Source organism: Autumnicola patrickiae (assembly GCF_031846525.1).
In the GTDB taxonomy this organism is placed as follows: Bacteria; Bacteroidota; Bacteroidia; order Flavobacteriales; family Flavobacteriaceae; genus Autumnicola; species Autumnicola patrickiae.
The window spans coordinates 30,670-47,451 of sequence record NZ_JAVRHM010000022.1 but is presented as its reverse complement, the minus strand read 5'-3'; the positions used below and the strand labels follow the sequence as shown (position 1 = coordinate 47,451).

Genomic DNA, 16,782 nt, shown 5'->3' with positions numbered 1-16,782 from the left:
TTCTTTTTTACAAAATTAAACTTCTTTTATACAAACATTGGGGAAACATCCTCGTTAACATAAACCAGGATTTTTTTCTCAATTTCATAGCCCATCCCATGAAGAACTTCAGCATAATTGTTAATCTGGTTCTTATGCGACTCTGCCGGATTTCCGGTTTTATAATCTATTACCGTACACTTATTTTGAGATATTACCAGCCTGTCCGGTCGTACTTTTTCTTCAGCAGTAATTATGGTTCTCTCATTAAGGCTTTGAACTCCCGGCGAAAAATATTGCTTTAACTGCGGATGGTTGCAGACTCTAATAACAAGTTCCTTAATTTCTTCCGCAGCATTTTCTGTAATTATTCCATCTAAAACAGCATTTTCTACAGCAACATCAATATCGCGTACCGAATTAATTTTCGCCAGAATTTCGTGTGCAATCTCCCCTTTCTCTATTGCACCCTTTTGTTTGGTATCCCAAAGCGAACCGGAGCGGGTCACGATATTCACCGCCTGGTTTTGTGTTGCTGAAGAATAAAAACGTTCGGGAGAAATTGTCTCTGTGCTACTTTTTCTTTCTTTAGTTATTTCTGGAGTTTTTCCGAATTCATAACTTTTACTTTCGTTCCACAAGCCTTTGCTTCTAAGAAATTCAATAAGTAAACCTGAAGTTTTATTAGTTTTTGAAATTCCTTTTTTATCCAGCTCGAAATTTGTCAAAATATAGAGTTGATCTGAAGCGCGCGTGCAGGCAACATAAAGTACATTTAGAGTATCCAGCTCCTTTTGTTGGAGTAATTCCTGGTAAACTTCGCCAGATGCGGGGTTCCAGTTTAGCATTTTTTTAGAGGCACTAAGGTAACTCACCGGAATCTCGTTCATTGGTTCCTCCATTTCCAGCCAGAGATCATCCCTTTTTGTGTCGCTGAAGTCAGAATTGGCAAACGGATAAATTACAATTGGGAATTCCAAGCCTTTTGCTTTATGAATAGTCATAATTTCCACCGCGACGTCATCATTCGGTACTAAAATACTTAAGCGCGATTTTTCCCTTTCCCATAAATCCATAAATTCTGAAATTCCCAATGATGATTTTTGGGTATTTTCAAAAATAAAATCAAGGAAGAATTGTACGTAAGCATCAGAGGCTTTTACGAGCTCAAAAGTCTGAATAATATATTCCGCAGCTTCATATAAGGAAAGCCTGGTAAGGTTTTCAAGATCGAAATCCAGATCAAAGTTCTTCAGCCAGCTGAAGAATTCATTTCCGTTGAAAGGAAGGTTTGCACTTATGATCTTATGAGGATTTTCCAGTTGCAAGGCTTTTTGCAGATAGTCGAAAATTGCCATTTTCAGCATATCATCTTCAGGGTTAATCGAGAAGGCGAGAAGACCTGCAATAAAGTTGACTTCAGGAGAATTGGAGATTAGCAAAGTTTCCGAAGAGACTACAGAAATACCGTGTTCGCTGAGATGATTCGCAATGGCAATTCCTTCAGTTTTTCTCCTGGTAAGGATACAAATATCTCCTTTTCTGAAGTTTTTCGATTCCAGATCCTGAATGATCTCCATAATTTTTTCAGGATAAACTTCGAACTCTTCTTCCCTGTTTTCTGCTTCAAGAAGACTGATATTTACGTAGCCGCAGTTCCTGCGAATGGGCTCCTGACTACTTTTCTGAAATAAATCTTTATAATCTGGATGGCTCAGGTAATCTGCCGCAAATCCAAAAAAATCATTGTTGAATTGTACAATTTCCTCACCACTTCTATAATTTGCCGGGAGATTAATCACGTTTTGCGGTATCGAAAAAGGCCTTGTTTTCTTGTTGCTTAAATCGATAAAATTCTCTGCTTTCCCGCCACGCCAACGATAAATAGATTGTTTGGCATCTCCTACCAGCATTAAATTTGCCGGGACTCCTTCTCCGCCCATTCCCGCAAGGCTGGCATCCATTAGCGGAATCAAATTTTCCCACTGCATCTGGGAGGTATCCTGAAATTCATCTATAAAGTAGTTATTGTAGCGCTCGCCCAGCCTTTCGTATATAAAAGGAGCAGGCTGATGCTTAACCTGCGCACTTATTTGCGGATTAAATTCTGAAATTAAAACCAGGTTGCGGTCTTTTTTTATTGCCTGTATTTCCTGGTTTATAGCATTAAGCAGCGAAAGCTGAACTGTTCTTTTATTTACTGCTTCCAGAAATTCAACTTTAAAGTAATTGCCTTTTGTCGCAGCAAAAAGATCGGCTATCTGCGGTTGAATACTGTCGATAATTGCCTTTTTTGAGGCATCACAAGCTTTAGGATAAAGTGGGCCTGAAGCAATTTTTTCTGCCCACTGCGTTTCGAAATTGACGGATTCTCCTTTACCTAGTTTCTTAAAATGATTAGGAACAGATTTCCTTGTAAAATCTGAATCTTCGAGTTCGTTTTGCTTTAGGAGTTCAAAAAATTCTGATGCGAATTTTTCGTTTTCCTGCTTTGCTTGTTTTATTTCAGATTTAAGTTTAGCGGCAAATTTTTCAAAATCTTCCAGTGTCTTATTCCGAAGGAGTTCGAGCGGCTTCTGGTTATTTTCGTTAATAAGCAGTTTAGAAATTTCAAAAAGATCGCGGGCAATGTCCCAGCTTTTATCATCATCTGCTTTATTCAGTGTAAAATCGATGAGGATTTTTGTCAGTTTTGGATCTGTTCCCGCTTTGCTAATCACGCTTTCCACGGCTTCTATAAGAATTTCTTCCTGGGCCATTTCTACTTCAAAATTAATAGGCAATCCCAGGTCTTTTGCAAACGTTCGCAATACACGGTGGGTAAAACCATCTATGGTAGAAACTTCAAAAGCCGCGTAATTATGGATGATACTCTTCAGGATTTTTGCAGATTTCTCTCTTATTTCGGCTTGATTTAGCCCGGTTTCTTTGGAAATCACCTCAAAAAGCCCCTTTGATTTTGCTGGAATTTTTTCCGAAGAAAACGCGTGCAGGCTATCTACAATCCTGCTTTTCATTTCGTCTACTGCCTTATTAGTAAAAGTAATAGCCAGGATATTTTGATACTCATCTTTCCTTTTGGAATTAAAGAGGAGAAGAAGATATTCTTTTACAAGCGTAAAGGTTTTTCCTGAACCTGCAGAGGCGTTGTAGATCGTGAAGGAATTTGCCAATTTGAAAAAATTTGAATAGTTACTACAAGCTTCTAAGGTCGTACTTTGGTTAATAATATAAAAGAGATTCCTGAAAACCCGTGGTATTTAAGGATTTTATAACACTTAAATATTTCTTTTATAGCGCTTAATGGCTAACTTTGAGTTAGTAAAAATAATAATCATTAAAAATAAATATTATGGCATTTGAGTTACCGAAATTAAATTATGCATTTGATGCACTAGAACCTCATATTGATGCGAAAACCATGGAAATTCACCATGATAAGCACCATGCTGGTTATACTACAAAATTGAATAATGCTATTGAAGGAACTGACCTTGAAGGGAAGACCATTGAAAATATACTTAAGAACCTTGATAAATCTAATAAAGCTGTAAGAAATAATGGTGGTGGATATTACAACCATAACTTATTCTGGGAAATTATGTCTCCAGATGGTGGTGGAAAACCAGAAGGCGATTTATCTAAAGCAATAGATAATGCATTTGGTTCTTTTGAAGCTTTTAAAGAAGAATTTTCTAAAGCGGCAGCAGGACAATTTGGATCCGGATGGGCCTGGTTATGTGTTCACGAAGGTGGAAAAGTTGAAATTTGCTCAACAGCAAATCAGGACAACCCTCTTATGCCGGAAATAGGCTGTGGAGGAACTCCAATTTTAGGACTTGATGTATGGGAACATGCTTATTACCTGAATTATCAAAATCAACGACCAGCATATATCGATGCATTTTTTAATGTAATTGACTGGAAAGAAGTAGCAAGTCGCTATGCAAAAGAAAAATAGAGATTAATCCTATAGATTATAAAGAAAGGTTGTCTTGAAAAAGGCAGCCTTTTTTTGATCTTTATCTTGAATAGTGAATTTTGAAAATTGAATTAAAGATCCCATGAAAATTTTTTTCCAGGTCGAGGTCAGAAAATGGCAATTATCGGTTTGTAATAAGAAAGGAAAAATAAAAAGAGGAGAGGAATTTTTCTGAATATAAACTAAAATTTTCCGATTTCCAGTTTGAGCCAGGATCGACTTCTAAAATGACAATTATCAACCTTCAGTACCCGGTTCAACTTTTAAAAACTTTAAAACCTTCAGACTTTTTTACTGAATGTATACTGGCTCATAAAAATAAGAAAAGGTGGATTTACATCCACCTTTTCTTGCCCCAAATCTACCATGAACTTAACCTACTTATGCTATGGTATACCGAATATATAAAGAATCAAGGTGCAAATACTATTTTTTAGATGAAACACCGGGATATTAGTTAAAAAGTAAAAGCCATGAATTTTTCTAAAAAAAATGTCAGAAGGCTTTAATAAAGGATAGGAATTTAGTGGATATCATTTCAAGAACGAAAATAAAAAAAGGCGGATTTACATCCACCTTTTTTTGCCCCAAATCTACCATGAACTTAACCTACTTATGTTATGGCAAGTCTAAAGTAGATAAGTAAAACCATACTGCCAATTAAAATAGACCAACTGCGTGGATACTAGTTAAAGTGTAAATTTTAATAAGCACGGTCCTTTGTACCTTCATAAAAATTAATAAAAGCCCGGTTGACTACCCGGTTACCACCCGGAGTTGGATAGTCTCCTGTAAAATACCAGTCCCCCAAATTCTTTGGGCATGCTATATGAAGGTTTTCCACTGTCTGGTAAATAACTTTTACTTTGGCTTTTACTGAAGGTTCGCTTATAAGCTCTGAAATTTTTTCGGAAATTTCTTCGTTGGTAAATGGATCATAAACTTCTTTTACAAAGTTTTTCACCTTAGAATCTTCCAGGTCTACCTGCTCTTTACATTTATTGTAAACATCCTGAATCACCTGATAGCTGTCGTTTTCCTTATGCAATTCCAACGCAGCTCTAAAAGCGACAAGGTCTTCCAGTCTTGCCATATCAATCCCATAACAATCGGGATAGCGTATTTGAGGGGCAGAGGATACAATGACGATCTGTTTCGGGTTTAGACGATCCATCATTTTGATGATACTTTTCTTCAGCGTAGTACCGCGCACAATACTGTCATCGATAATTACCAGGTTATCTTCCGGTCTTACCACACCATAAGTCACATCATAAACGTGTGCTACAAGATCATCCCGGCTGCTGTCTTCAGTAATAAACGTGCGTAGCTTTACATCCTTAATAGCAATTTTTTCGGTTCTTAAACGGTGAGAAAGAATTTGCTGTAGGCGGGCATCTGTAAGCGTTTCCTTTTCAGCTAGAATAGCATCGTTTTTTTGCTTGTTCAGTTCATCCTGGGCGGCTTCAACCATTCCATAGAAAGAAGTTTCAGCAGTGTTCGGAATAAAAGAAAAAACGGTGTTTATCGTATCATGTTCAATAGATTTTAAAACTTCCGGCATGAGTAACTGCCCTAGTTTTTTCCGCTCTTTATATATTTCAGCATCACTTCCGCGGGAAAAATAAATCCGTTCAAAAGAGCAGGCTTTACGCTCCAGAGGCTTGATAATTTCTACGATGGAGACTTTCCCATTCTTTTTGGTGATAATCGCATGACCCGGTGCAAGTTCCTTTACATCTTCAAATTTTACATTAAAAACAGTTTGGATTACCGGCCGTTCTGAAGCTACCACTACAACTTCATCATCTTTGTAATAATAAGCAGGACGAATTCCCGCGGGATCACGTAAAACAAAAGAATCACCATGGCCCATAAGACCTGCCATGGCGTAGCCACCATCCCAGTCTTTGGAGGATTTTTTAAGGATTTTTGCAACATTAAGCTGCTCGGCAATGTGCGGAGAAGCCTGTTGTTTGTTGAAGCCTTCTTTTTTTAGTTTTTTATAGAGCTTCCTAACTTCAGAATCGAGGAAGTGCCCGATTTTTTCCATTACGGTAACCGTATCTGCTCTTTCTTTTGGATGCTGGCCAAGTTCTACAAGCTTATTAAAAAGCTTGTTCACATTGGTCATATTAAAGTTTCCTGCTACAATAAGGTTTCTGTGCATCCAGTTGTTTTGCCTTAGAAAAGGATGCACACTTTCAATGTTATTTTTCCCGAAAGTGCCGTAACGCACATGGCCCAGGAAAACTTCTCCCAGATACGGGATGTGTTTCTTCTGAAGGGCTACATCATCTGCATATTCGGGGTTTGTTTTAATCTCCTCGTTAACACGCTCGTTAATTTGGGCGAAAATATCCTGAATTGGCTGTGCCTGGTTGGATCTTACCCTGCTTATATATCTTTCGCCTGGGGCGGTATTTAATTTAATACTGGCAAAACCAGCGCCATCCTGGCCCCTGTTGTGCTGTTTTTCCATCATGAGGTACATTTTATTTACTCCATAAAATGCACTTCCGTACTTTTCTTTGTAGTACTCCAGTGGTTTTAAAAGGCGAATATGGGCAATTCCACATTCGTGTTTGAGGGCGTCACTCATAGTTTCTTTACCTGTTTGGGTTTCAACTTTGTCACAAAAAAAGCCCTGAAATTACAGGGCAGACAGATTATGTTAATTCAATTTCGAATTGCGTGAGTTTCCTGAACTCTTCCAGCCGGGAATGAACTTCTTCTTTGGATAATTCCTGCATCCTTTCTGTTCCGAATTTCTCTACACAAAAAGAAGCCAGGTTTGAGCCATAGATAATTGCATTCTTCATATTTTCAAAAGAGATGTCCCTGGTTTTGGCGAGGTAGCCTATAAAGCCACCGGCAAAAGTGTCTCCGGCTCCTGTTGGATCAAAAACTTCCTCCAGAGGTAAGGCTGGTGCAAAAAAGATATCTTCTTTGTGAAAAAGAAGCGCTCCATGTTCACCTTTTTTAATAACTACATATTTAGGCCCCATTTCTGCTATCTTTCTGGCTGCTTTCACAAGGGAATATTCTCCTGAAAGCTGCCGTGCTTCCTCATCATTAATGGTAATAACATCTACTTTGGCTATCACTTTCATTAAATCATCAAGCGCGTTGTCCATCCAGAAATTCATAGTGTCAAGAACTGCCAGCTTGGGATTTTTTACCTGTTTAAGTACGCTTAGTTGTACCAGCGGGTGAAGGTTGCCAAGCATCACAAATTCAGCATCTTTAAATTTTTCCGGTACTACAGGCTGAAAATCTGCAAGTACGTTTAACTGGGTCTCCAGAGTGTCCCGGGAATTTAAGTCGTTGTGGTAACGACCACTCCAAAAGAAAGTTTTGCCACCTTCTACTTTTTCAATTCCTTCAATGTCAATATTATTCTTTTCGAAGAGATCCAGATATTCCTGTGGGAAATCGTCTCCTATAATAGAAACTATTGCACTATTTGCATCAAAATGTGAGGCAGATAAGCCAATGTAAGTTGCGGCGCCACCCAGGATTTTATCTGTTTTACCAAAAGGGGTTTCAATCGCATCAAAGGCAACGGTGCCTACAATTAGAAGTTTACTCATAACAAAGTTTAAAATAAGCTGCAAATATACAGTTTGTTTTTCAAGGTATAAACCAAAAGGGTAATAGGAAAATTTAAAATTTATTTTTCCTCAAAACCCTCGTCAATCAGCAGCTTTTTTTCTTTGGAGGCGACTACAGCAAGTGTGTCGCAACGCTCATTTTGTGGATGGTTGTTATGCCCTTTTATCCATTTAAATTTCACGCTGTGTTTGCGGTATTCTTTTAAAAACTCTATCCAGAGATCAGCATTCTTTCTATCCTTAAAATTCTTTTTCTCCCATCCCAGCACCCATTTTTTTTCTACGGAATCGACTACATATTTAGAATCTGTAAAAATCAGGACGGCAATACCAGGTTTTTTTAATTTTTTAAGGGCATCAATAACGGCGAGCAGCTCCATGCGGTTATTAGTGGTGTGTTTATAGCCTTTGGAAAATTCTTTGCGATAAGGTTTCCCAACCCATTCCATCACAATTCCATATCCTCCGGGTCCTGGATTTCCCCTTGCTGCACCATCGGTATAAATATGAACCTGGGGATTATCCACTATTTCTTTCTTGTAAAATTTCTTCTATTACCTTTGGAAAGTGAGCATGTTCTAGCTCATGAATTTTCTTAGCAAGGCTCTCGGGAGTATCATCCTGATTTACATCTACTGTTTTTTGAAATATAATTTCACCTTCATCATATTTTTCATTTACATAATGAATAGTGATTCCACTTTCTTTCTCCTTGTTTTCAATTATAGCCTTATGGACTTTGTCGCCATACATTCCTTTTCCGCCGTATTTGGGAAGAAGTGCGGGATGTATATTAACCACTTTGGCTGGAAAGCGTTGCAGGATGTTTTCAGGAAAAATCCAAAGGAAACCTGCAAGTACTATCAGGTCTGGGTCCATATCCTGTAACACATAAAGAAGTTCGTTGGAATGATAGAAGGATTCCCTGTCGAAATAAAGTGCTTTTATATTAAGATCGTGTGCTTTTTTTAATACACCTGCAGATTTGCGGTTAGAAAATACTGCTACCACGCGCAACTCTGGTGAATTTTGAAAATATTTTATTATATTTTCAGTATTTGTGCCGGAGCCTGAAGCAAAGACAACTATTTTTTTCTGCTTTGTTGGTTGCATGGTGCTTAAAATAGGAAAGTTAACATTTATTAGGATGTAAAATTAACCGGTTTCAGTGAATTTGTGTAAATTACATTCACATTTTTAAAGTAAAAATCGGTTTTAAAATAAAGTTTTTTATTTTTGCCACCTAATCAAAATTAAAATAAAATATTATGTCAGACATTGCATCAAGAGTAAAAGCGATAATCGTGGACAAGTTAGGTGTTGACGAGAACGAAGTTGTAAACGAAGCCAGCTTCACCAACGACCTGGGCGCTGATTCATTGGATACAGTGGAGCTAATTATGGAATTCGAGAAAGAATTTGATATCCAGATTCCAGACGACCAGGCAGAGAACATTGCTACTGTTGGTCAGGCAATTTCTTATATTGAAGACGCTAAAAAATAAAAGCAAAAAAGCCATATGGAGTTAAAGCGAGTTGTAGTAACGGGATTAGGAGCACTAACCCCCGTTGGTAACAATATTGAAGAATATTGGGATGGATTGGTGAATGGAAAAAGCGGTAGTGCACCTATTACTTATTTCGATACCGAAAAATTCAAAACCAAATTCGCTTGTGAACTCAAAAACTTCGATCCTTTAAATTTCTTTGACCGTAAGGAAGTAAGAAGACTTGACAGATTTGCACAATATGCGATAGTAGCTTCAGATGAAGCCATTGAAGATTCAGGCTTAGACCTGAATGTTGTAGATAAATATCGTGTTGGTGTAATTTGGGGAGCTGGGATAGGAGGACTTGAAACTTTTCAGGACGAGGTGATAAATTTTGCTGAAGGAGATGGAAGCCCCAGGTTTAATCCCTTTTTTATTCCGAAGATGATTGCAGATATTGCCCCTGGTAATATTTCAATCCGTCATGGATTTATGGGAGCAAATTACACCACGGTTTCTGCCTGCGCCTCTTCTGCAAATGCTATGATAGACGCTCTTAACAACATTAGGTTGGGATATAGCGATGTTATAGTTTCAGGAGGGTCAGAAGCAGCGGTTACCATTGCCGGTATGGGTGGTTTTAATGCCATGCATGCCCTTTCTACCAGAAATGAAAGTCCCGAAACAGCATCAAGACCTTTTGATGCCACACGGGATGGTTTTGTTCTTGGAGAAGGTGCAGGCGCTCTTATTTTAGAAGAATATGAGCATGCCAAAGCAAGGGGTGCAAAAATCTATGCTGAAGTATTGGGCGGCGGCTTGTCTTCTGACGCTTACCACATGACCGCACCGCATCCTGAAGGAGACGGAGTTGTGGCGGTGATGAAAAATTGTTTAAGGAATGCAGGTATGAACCCTGAAGATGTTGATGCAATAAATACTCACGGAACTTCTACTCCTCTTGGAGATGTAGCAGAATTAAAGGCTATAGGGAAAGTTTTCGGGGATCATGCAAAGAACATCAATATCAATTCCACAAAGTCGATGACTGGTCATTTGCTTGGAGCTGCCGGTGCGATAGAAGCTATTTCGGCTATTCTGTCTATGAAATACGGTATAGTACCTCCAACAATAAATCATGAGCATCCAGACGAAAATATTAATCCGGAATTGAATTTAACTTTAAACAAGGCCCAGAAACGAGAAGTCAACGTGGTAATGAGCAATACATTTGGTTTTGGAGGACACAACGCCTGTGTTTTATTTAAAAAATTTGTTGAATAATCACGATGAGTGTTATTCGGAACATATTAAATTCCCGCTCTTCCAAGGGCGGGAATTTTTTTAATGCCATGCATAAAATTCTGGGGTTCCGCCCCAAGAATATTTCCCACTACAAAAAAGCTTTTACACATCGTTCCCTTAACATGAAGGACGATAAAGGGAATGCAATAAATTATGAGAGGATGGAATTCCTTGGGGATGCCATGCTGAGTGCCGTTATTGCCTCGCACTTATTTAGAGCTGTGCCGGGAGGTAACGAAGGTTATCTAACTAAGATGAGGTCCAAAGTGGTGAGCCGTAAGCACTTAAATGAATTAGGCAAGGATCTTAATTTAATTTTGCATGTGCAGACCAATATCCCCAAAGAACAATTTGGAGTAAATATTCACGGTAATTTGTTTGAATCTCTTGTGGGTGCTATTTACCTGGATCGTGGCTACAAATATTGCAAACGTTTTATTTTTGATCGTGTAATAGAGCCTTATGTAGATATCGAGCAGTTGGAAGGGAAAGTGATTAGTTATAAGAGTTTGCTTATTGAGTGGTGCCAGAAAGAAAAGAAAGAATTTGATTACGAAGTCTACGAAGACACAGGTAATGATGAACTTAAGCATTTTGCTGTCAAACTCAGAATTAATGAAAGAGTTGTGGCAAAGGCAAGAGCGACATCCAAGAAAAAAGCGGAAGAAAAAGCTTCAAAAAGAGCTTACTACGCCTTTCAAAATAAAATGTCTTAATTTCCCTATCTTGGGTTCGCGATAACGTTTTCGTAAAAAGTTACGGATTTTTAGCCAGTAGGGCAGGTATTTTGCCTTGGTTATTTTATCTTTAACCAAAGTATAGAATAATGCAGTCGCATAAAATGTTGCTGGATGAAGTAGAGGAAGACAGCTTTAGGTTAATAGCTATTTATTGTCCTGTAGAACAATATAAAATGGCATACCTCCTGAATAAGCATTTAGATTTGCATTTAAAAAGAGCGAGGCGGGACGTGGATTTTAATCATAAATCTGTTCAGGCAATGTATGCTTTATTCACTTCAAAAGACCATAAAACCCATTGTGTCTTTAATCTGGTTACCAATAAATTTAAAGGTCAGGCCAGGAAAGTATTAAGCTCTGGGTCCTTATTTTATGAAGAAGAAGTGAGACCTTTAGTAGTGCATCTTATACCTGAGTATAAAAAGGTGGATTTTTTTCTGAAAATAGAAGAAGATATACCCGAACATACCTTTAAAAGGCTTCTGAATATTGTAAATAATATTCCGCAAGTCCTTGCTGCATATAATATAGATGCAGATAACCTAAAATCGAAAGAAAATCTAATTTTTGAATAATGCCAACAAACAAGAAGACTAAAATAGTTGCGACCCTTGGGCCTGCAACCAGTACCAAAGAAGTTTTATACGATATGCTCCAGGCTGGAGTAAATGTGTTTAGGGTTAACTTTTCCCATGCAGATTACGAAGGGGTAAAAGAGCGTATAAAAATGATTCGTGACCTTAATAAGGAGCACAATTTTAGTGCTGCTATCCTGGGTGACCTGCAGGGCCCGAAATTAAGGGTTGGTGTGATGAAGGAAGAGGTTGTGGTGAAGAAGGGAGACGAAATCATCTTTGCTACAGGAAAGAAATTTGAAGGAACTGCAGAAAGGGTTTACATGAATTACGACACCTTTCCACAGGATGTAGCCCCGGGAGAAAGAATACTTCTTGACGATGGAAAACTAATCTTCGAAGTAGTTAGTACTAACAAGAAAGATGAGGTTAAAACTAAAGTAATACAAGGTGGCCCTTTAAAATCAAAAAAAGGTGTCAATCTACCCAACACAAAAATTTCCTTACCTGCCTTAACAGAGAAGGACGTAAAGGATGCCATTTTTGCATGTGAGCAGGAAGTAGACTGGATGGCTCTTTCTTTTGTACGGCATGCAGAGGATTTAATGGAATTGCAGGAACTGATCAAAAAACATAGCAAACACAAAATTCCAATAATTGCCAAAATTGAAAAGCCTGAAGGAGTTCAGAATATTGAAAAAATTGTGGCTTATTGTGATGGATTAATGGTTGCCCGTGGAGATCTTGGAGTAGAAATTCCTGCCCAGGAGGTACCACTTATCCAGAAGAAACTTGTTCTTACAGCAAAAAAAGCACGTATTCCGGTAATTATCGCGACCCAAATGATGGAAACTATGATCACAAGCCTTACCCCTACAAGGGCAGAGGTGAATGATGTGGCCAACTCTGTTATGGATGGTGCAGATGCAGTAATGCTTAGTGGCGAAACTTCAGTAGGACAATATCCTGTTCAGGTAATTGAGAAAATGTGTCAGATACTGGAGAGTGTTGAAAATTCGCCTCTTATTAAAGTTCCGCACGATCCTCCGCACGTACGTACCAAACGATATATCACCAAAGCAATTTGTTTTCATGCAGCCCATATGGCAAATGAAATAAAGGCAAAGGCTATCTGTACCTTAACAAACAGTGGCTATACCGCTTTTCAGATTTCTGCATGGAGACCTGAATCTCATATTTTAGTTTTTACTCCTAACATGAGAATTCTGGCGCAGTTAAGTTTGTTGTGGGGAGTTAGGGCTTTTCATTATGATAAATACGTAAGTACAGACGAAACCATAGATGATATTAACTCTATTGCTAAAGAAGGGGGTTACGTAAAGGCGGGAGATTTTACAGTGAACCTTGCCGCAATGCCAATGGCAGAAAAAGGAATGGTGAATACTCTAAGAGTTTCTGAAATAGAATAGAATAAATTTAATTATAAAATAAAGCCACGAATTCGCTAGTAATAGTGTTTTCGTGGTTTTATTGTTTAGGCAACAATGGCACCTGAAGCTTTGTACTTCAGAAGAATAATGCAATGGGCGATTAATGATGATAATATCTGTCTCCAACCTCTAACTCTTCACGCACCAAAATATCGGTAATTACTCTTCTTTTGTTCCCGTATTGCTGATGTTCAAAAGCTAATTTTAAAGTGTCTTTGGATAAATATAAGATCTTAAAGAACTTAAAATTTTCCTGAATGCTCAATAATTTCGGAATTTGAGGACTTTCTAATTTTATATAAGGATCCCCTTTGGAATTGGTGTGTAGCTGCCATTTTCCTTTTAAACTATCGCCGCAATCCCGTGTCTCCCCATTGTTATCATAAAAAGTACTGTCATTGAGAAATGTTTGGCGATAAGATATAAAGCAGGGCCCCATATTCATTCTTACTTTGCCATTGTAACGTTCAGCAATTTTCCAGGATTTTATACTGTCCCCGGAAATTAACGCAACGGCATTTTCGGGGGTTCTGTATGGTTTCTTCGAATCTTCACAGGAATACAAAAAAATGATTAAAAAGGATAGAAGCCTAATTTTCATATGTATATGGATCATAAAGAAGTGATAGATAAATATAATTCTTAAAAATCAAATTTTAGCTGCACCTCTATTTCTTCTTTCTGTTCTTTTTGTTCAGGCTTATCGGTGTTAAGGTTAGAGAGGGAAATTCCCAGAAGCCTTACGGAATCCTTCATCTTTTCCTGATATAAAAGTTCCTTGGCAATTTCCAGTATTAATTCCCTGCTGGAAATGTAGTAAGAAATGGTTTTGCTGCGAGTCTGCAGTGTAAAGTCGCTGTATTTTATTTTTAACGTAACTGTTTTCCCGGCTACCTTGCTCTTTTCCAGTCGGCGTTCAATTTCTTCTGCGATATTCTCCAGCCGTTCCAACATAAAAATTTCTGAAGAAATATTTTCGTTGAAAGTCCGCTCGGCTCCAAGAGATTTCCTTATTCGGTTCGGTTTAACTTCACTTAAATGAATCCCGCGTACTACGTTATAATAGTGTAAGCCGCTTTTTCCAAAGTTACCTGTGAGATATTCTGCCGATTTTTGCTTTAAATCTGCTCCGGTAAAGATGCCCAGCCGGTACATCTTCTCTGCAGTTACTTTGCCCACCCCATGAAACTTCCTGATGTCCAGTTTTTCGAGAAATTCCAAAACTTCTTCGGGATTTACAGTTTTTTGTCCGTTAGGTTTATTGTGGTCGCTGGCAATTTTGGCAATAAATTTATTTATAGAAATTCCTGCAGAAGCATTTAGCCCTGTTTTGTCTTTAATTTTCTGCCTTATTTCTTTAGCAATCAAGGTTGCACTGGGGTTGCCTTTTTTATTTTCAGTAACATCCAAATAGGCTTCATCCAGCGATAAAGGTTCCACCATATCTGTATATTCCAGAAATATTTCCCTTATCTGCCTTGAGATTTCGCGGTAGCGGTCAAAACGTGTCTTTACGAAGATTAAATGAGGGCAATTACGCACCGCAGTTACGCTGCTCATTGCGCTTCTAACTCCAAATTTTCTCGCTTCATAGCTTGCGGCAGCCACCACGCCTCTTTTCGAACTTCCGCCAACAGCAATAGCTTTTCCCCGTAGCTCCGGATTGTCCAGTTGTTCTACGGAAGCATAAAAAGCATCCATGTCTATATGAATGATCTTGCGTAAAGGAATTGAGTTTTCCACACGGTAAATTTAAGAAATTCCGCTCCTGAAAAGCGAAGAAATAGTAATACTACTGCTTCCGTAGCTACCTGTTCAAAATTTTTCTTCTTCAGCATATAATTACAACCTTATCAGCAAGATTAAGAGGAGAAATTGCAGATTTAAAAACCCTGTTTTAAAATCCATATCATTGCTTACCTTTGGTAGAACGTGTAAAGTTAATCTCAACTTTAGAAAATACCAGCCATATGAAAACAGCAATTATTTTAGGAGCAACCGGGCTTACAGGCGGAGTGCTGCTTCGCAAGCTACTGGAGGACAATCGTTACGGTAAAATCATTCTCTTTTCCAGGAGTTCTGCGAACGTTCACCATCAAAAGGTAGAAGAACATTTAATTGATTTATTTCAGTTGGAAAAACATGCCGATAAATTTAAAGCAGATGAGGTTTATTGCTGTATAGGAACCACTAAAAGCAAAACTCCGGATAAGGATACTTATAAGAAGATTGATCACGGGATTCCTGTAACTGCCGCCAAACTTTGTGAGAGAAACAATATCCCGTGCTATTTTGTAATTTCCGCTATGGGGGCAGATGCTAAGAGTAAAATTTTCTATAATAGGGTAAAAGGAAAAATGGAAAAGGAGGTGCTTGATTTTGATATTAAAAAAACCTACATTCTTAGGCCTTCTCTAATAGCAGGTGATCGTGAGGAGAAGAGAACAGGGGAGAAAATTGCCAAAAATGTGATGTCTTTACTAAAGCCTTTAATGATAGGTGGGCTTAAAAAATATAGGTCCATAAATCCTGAAGAAATAGCTTCGGCGATGATTTTTATAGCAAATGACGGGCATCATCAAACCAGAATAGAATCCGAGGAGATCGCAGAGCTTGCAAATTCTGAAGAAATATAGCACATGGTCGAAATTGAACGGAAATTTTTGGTGATTTCAGACGATTTTAAGTTTGAAGCAGAGGAAGAATTAAGAATTAAGCAAGGATATTTAAATTCCCACCCAGATCGTGCTGTCAGAGTCAGGACAAAAGGAACAAAAGCCTTTATAACCGTTAAGGGAAAATCTTCTGAAAGTGGTTTAAGCAGGTTTGAGTGGGAAAAGGAAATCTCTCCTGAAGATGCCGAAGAACTTTTAAAACTTTGTGAGCCGGGGATTATAGATAAGACCCGATATTTGGCAAAATCGGGGCCTCATACTTTTGAAGTAGACAAATTCTTTGGAGCCAATGAAGGGCTAATCGTCGCCGAAGTGGAATTGTCTTCAGAAACAGAAGAATTTAAGAAACCAAAGTGGTTGGGCAAAGAAGTTACAGGCGATGTAAGGTACTACAATTCCCAACTCTGTAAAGAGCCTTATAAAAACTGGAAAAACAATTTATTATGAAGAAAAGATTTTTACTAATAGGACTATTGGCAGCTTTTTCTTCCTGTGAACAAACTGAAAAAGCAGAAAATTCCCGGGGAATTCCCGGACCTGATAAAGTTGAAGCCCTTGCGCCAAATATAGATGAACAGGAGAAGAATTTGAAGGAACAAGGCTATCAAACTTTGCGGCAGGAAAGAGGGGACAGTACTTATCTCATGCAGCAATACTATATGGTGTTTCTAACACCTGGTGAAAACATAAATCAGGATTCTACTGAAGTTGAAGAATTGCAGAACCAGCATTCAGAATATCTGGAGCGATTGGTAGAACAAGGGCATGCAAGTCTTACAGGTCATTTGGGAGAAGAAAGTACAATTAAGGAAGTTGTGGTTTTCAATACACCCACGCAAAGAGAGGCAGATAGTTTGGCAAATATCGACCCTTTAGTTCAATCCGGTCGGGTAAAAGCTGAAGTTTATCCATGGTGGGTAAAGAAAGGCGCTAAACTTGATTAAAACAAAAACAGCCCTAAAGAATTTAAT

The 16,782-nt window shown here is 38.2% G+C and carries 16 protein-coding genes; 9 read left to right on the top strand and 7 right to left on the bottom strand.

Annotated features, from left to right (window positions below):
• Window positions 1–26: 26 nt before the first annotated feature.
• Window positions 27–3,152 (bottom strand): UvrD-helicase domain-containing protein, encoded by a 3,126-nt coding sequence (locus tag RM549_RS16035; RefSeq protein WP_311686673.1) that lies wholly within the window; start codon window positions 3,150–3,152, stop codon window positions 27–29.
• A gap of 179 nt (window positions 3,153–3,331) precedes the next feature.
• Here RM549_RS16035 and RM549_RS16030 point away from each other — a divergent pair, with 179 nt between their 5' ends.
• Window positions 3,332–3,940, top strand: a complete 609-nt coding sequence (locus tag RM549_RS16030) for a superoxide dismutase (RefSeq protein ID WP_311686671.1) — start codon at window positions 3,332–3,334, stop codon at window positions 3,938–3,940.
• Window positions 3,941–4,664: 724 nt separating this feature from the next.
• Here the strand turns inward: RM549_RS16030 and RM549_RS16025 are convergent.
• The 4 genes from RM549_RS16025 to purN form a co-directional block, all read right to left on the bottom strand.
• On the bottom strand, window positions 4,665–6,563 hold the full coding sequence (locus tag RM549_RS16025; RefSeq protein WP_311686669.1) for an amidophosphoribosyltransferase: 1,899 nt from the start codon (window positions 6,561–6,563) through the stop codon (window positions 4,665–4,667).
• Between the two features lie 67 nt (window positions 6,564–6,630).
• Complete coding sequence (locus RM549_RS16020; protein WP_311686667.1) at window positions 6,631–7,554, bottom strand: PfkB family carbohydrate kinase; 924 nt, start codon at window positions 7,552–7,554, stop codon at window positions 6,631–6,633.
• Between the two features lie 80 nt (window positions 7,555–7,634).
• On the bottom strand, window positions 7,635–8,102 hold the full coding sequence (gene rnhA / locus RM549_RS16015; protein WP_311686665.1) for a ribonuclease HI: 468 nt from the start codon (window positions 8,100–8,102) through the stop codon (window positions 7,635–7,637).
• On the bottom strand, window positions 8,095–8,688 hold the full coding sequence (gene purN / locus RM549_RS16010) for a phosphoribosylglycinamide formyltransferase (RefSeq protein ID WP_311686663.1): 594 nt from the start codon (window positions 8,686–8,688) through the stop codon (window positions 8,095–8,097). Before purN ends, rnhA begins: the two co-directional genes overlap by 8 nt.
• 155 nt (window positions 8,689–8,843) lie before the next feature.
• Here purN and RM549_RS16005 point away from each other — a divergent pair, with 155 nt between their 5' ends.
• From RM549_RS16005 to pyk, 5 genes are all read left to right on the top strand, one after another.
• A complete protein-coding gene (locus RM549_RS16005; RefSeq protein WP_013069791.1) occupies window positions 8,844–9,080 on the top strand; it encodes an acyl carrier protein in 237 nt (78 codons plus the stop codon).
• A gap of 15 nt (window positions 9,081–9,095) precedes the next feature.
• On the top strand, window positions 9,096–10,349 hold the full coding sequence (fabF, locus tag RM549_RS16000; protein ID WP_311686661.1) for a beta-ketoacyl-ACP synthase II: 1,254 nt from the start codon (window positions 9,096–9,098) through the stop codon (window positions 10,347–10,349).
• A 5-nt stretch (window positions 10,350–10,354) separates the two neighbouring features.
• Window positions 10,355–11,086: a ribonuclease III gene (rnc, locus tag RM549_RS15995; protein WP_311686659.1), complete on the top strand. Its 732-nt coding sequence runs from the start codon at window positions 10,355–10,357 to the stop codon at window positions 11,084–11,086.
• 110 nt (window positions 11,087–11,196) lie between these two features.
• A complete protein-coding gene (locus tag RM549_RS15990; protein ID WP_311686657.1) occupies window positions 11,197–11,685 on the top strand; it encodes an IPExxxVDY family protein in 489 nt (162 codons plus the stop codon).
• Window positions 11,685–13,115: a pyruvate kinase gene (gene pyk, locus RM549_RS15985; RefSeq protein ID WP_311686655.1), complete on the top strand. Its 1,431-nt coding sequence runs from the start codon at window positions 11,685–11,687 to the stop codon at window positions 13,113–13,115. Before RM549_RS15990 ends, pyk begins: the two co-directional genes overlap by 1 nt.
• Before the next feature lie 121 nt (window positions 13,116–13,236).
• On the opposite strand, the gene RM549_RS15980 is transcribed toward pyk, so the two are convergent.
• Window positions 13,237–13,737, bottom strand: a complete 501-nt coding sequence (locus tag RM549_RS15980) for a lipocalin family protein (protein ID WP_311686653.1) — start codon at window positions 13,735–13,737, stop codon at window positions 13,237–13,239.
• Window positions 13,738–13,778: 41 nt separating this feature from the next.
• A complete protein-coding gene (dinB, locus tag RM549_RS15975) occupies window positions 13,779–14,879 on the bottom strand; it encodes a DNA polymerase IV (protein WP_311686651.1) in 1,101 nt (366 codons plus the stop codon).
• 227 nt (window positions 14,880–15,106) lie between these two features.
• Between dinB and RM549_RS15970 the strand changes: the two genes are divergently transcribed.
• The 3 genes from RM549_RS15970 to RM549_RS15960 are packed head-to-tail and all read left to right on the top strand — an operon-like array spanning window position 15,107 to window position 16,755.
• Entirely contained in the window at window positions 15,107–15,772 is a 666-nt protein-coding gene (locus tag RM549_RS15970; protein WP_311686649.1) for an NAD-dependent epimerase/dehydratase family protein, read from the top strand.
• A gap of 3 nt (window positions 15,773–15,775) precedes the next feature.
• Window positions 15,776–16,258: a CYTH domain-containing protein gene (locus tag RM549_RS15965; protein WP_311686647.1), complete on the top strand. Its 483-nt coding sequence runs from the start codon at window positions 15,776–15,778 to the stop codon at window positions 16,256–16,258.
• Entirely contained in the window at window positions 16,255–16,755 is a 501-nt protein-coding gene (locus RM549_RS15960; protein WP_311686645.1) for a YciI family protein, read from the top strand. Before RM549_RS15965 ends, RM549_RS15960 begins: the two co-directional genes overlap by 4 nt.
• Window positions 16,756–16,782 lie beyond the last annotated feature (27 nt).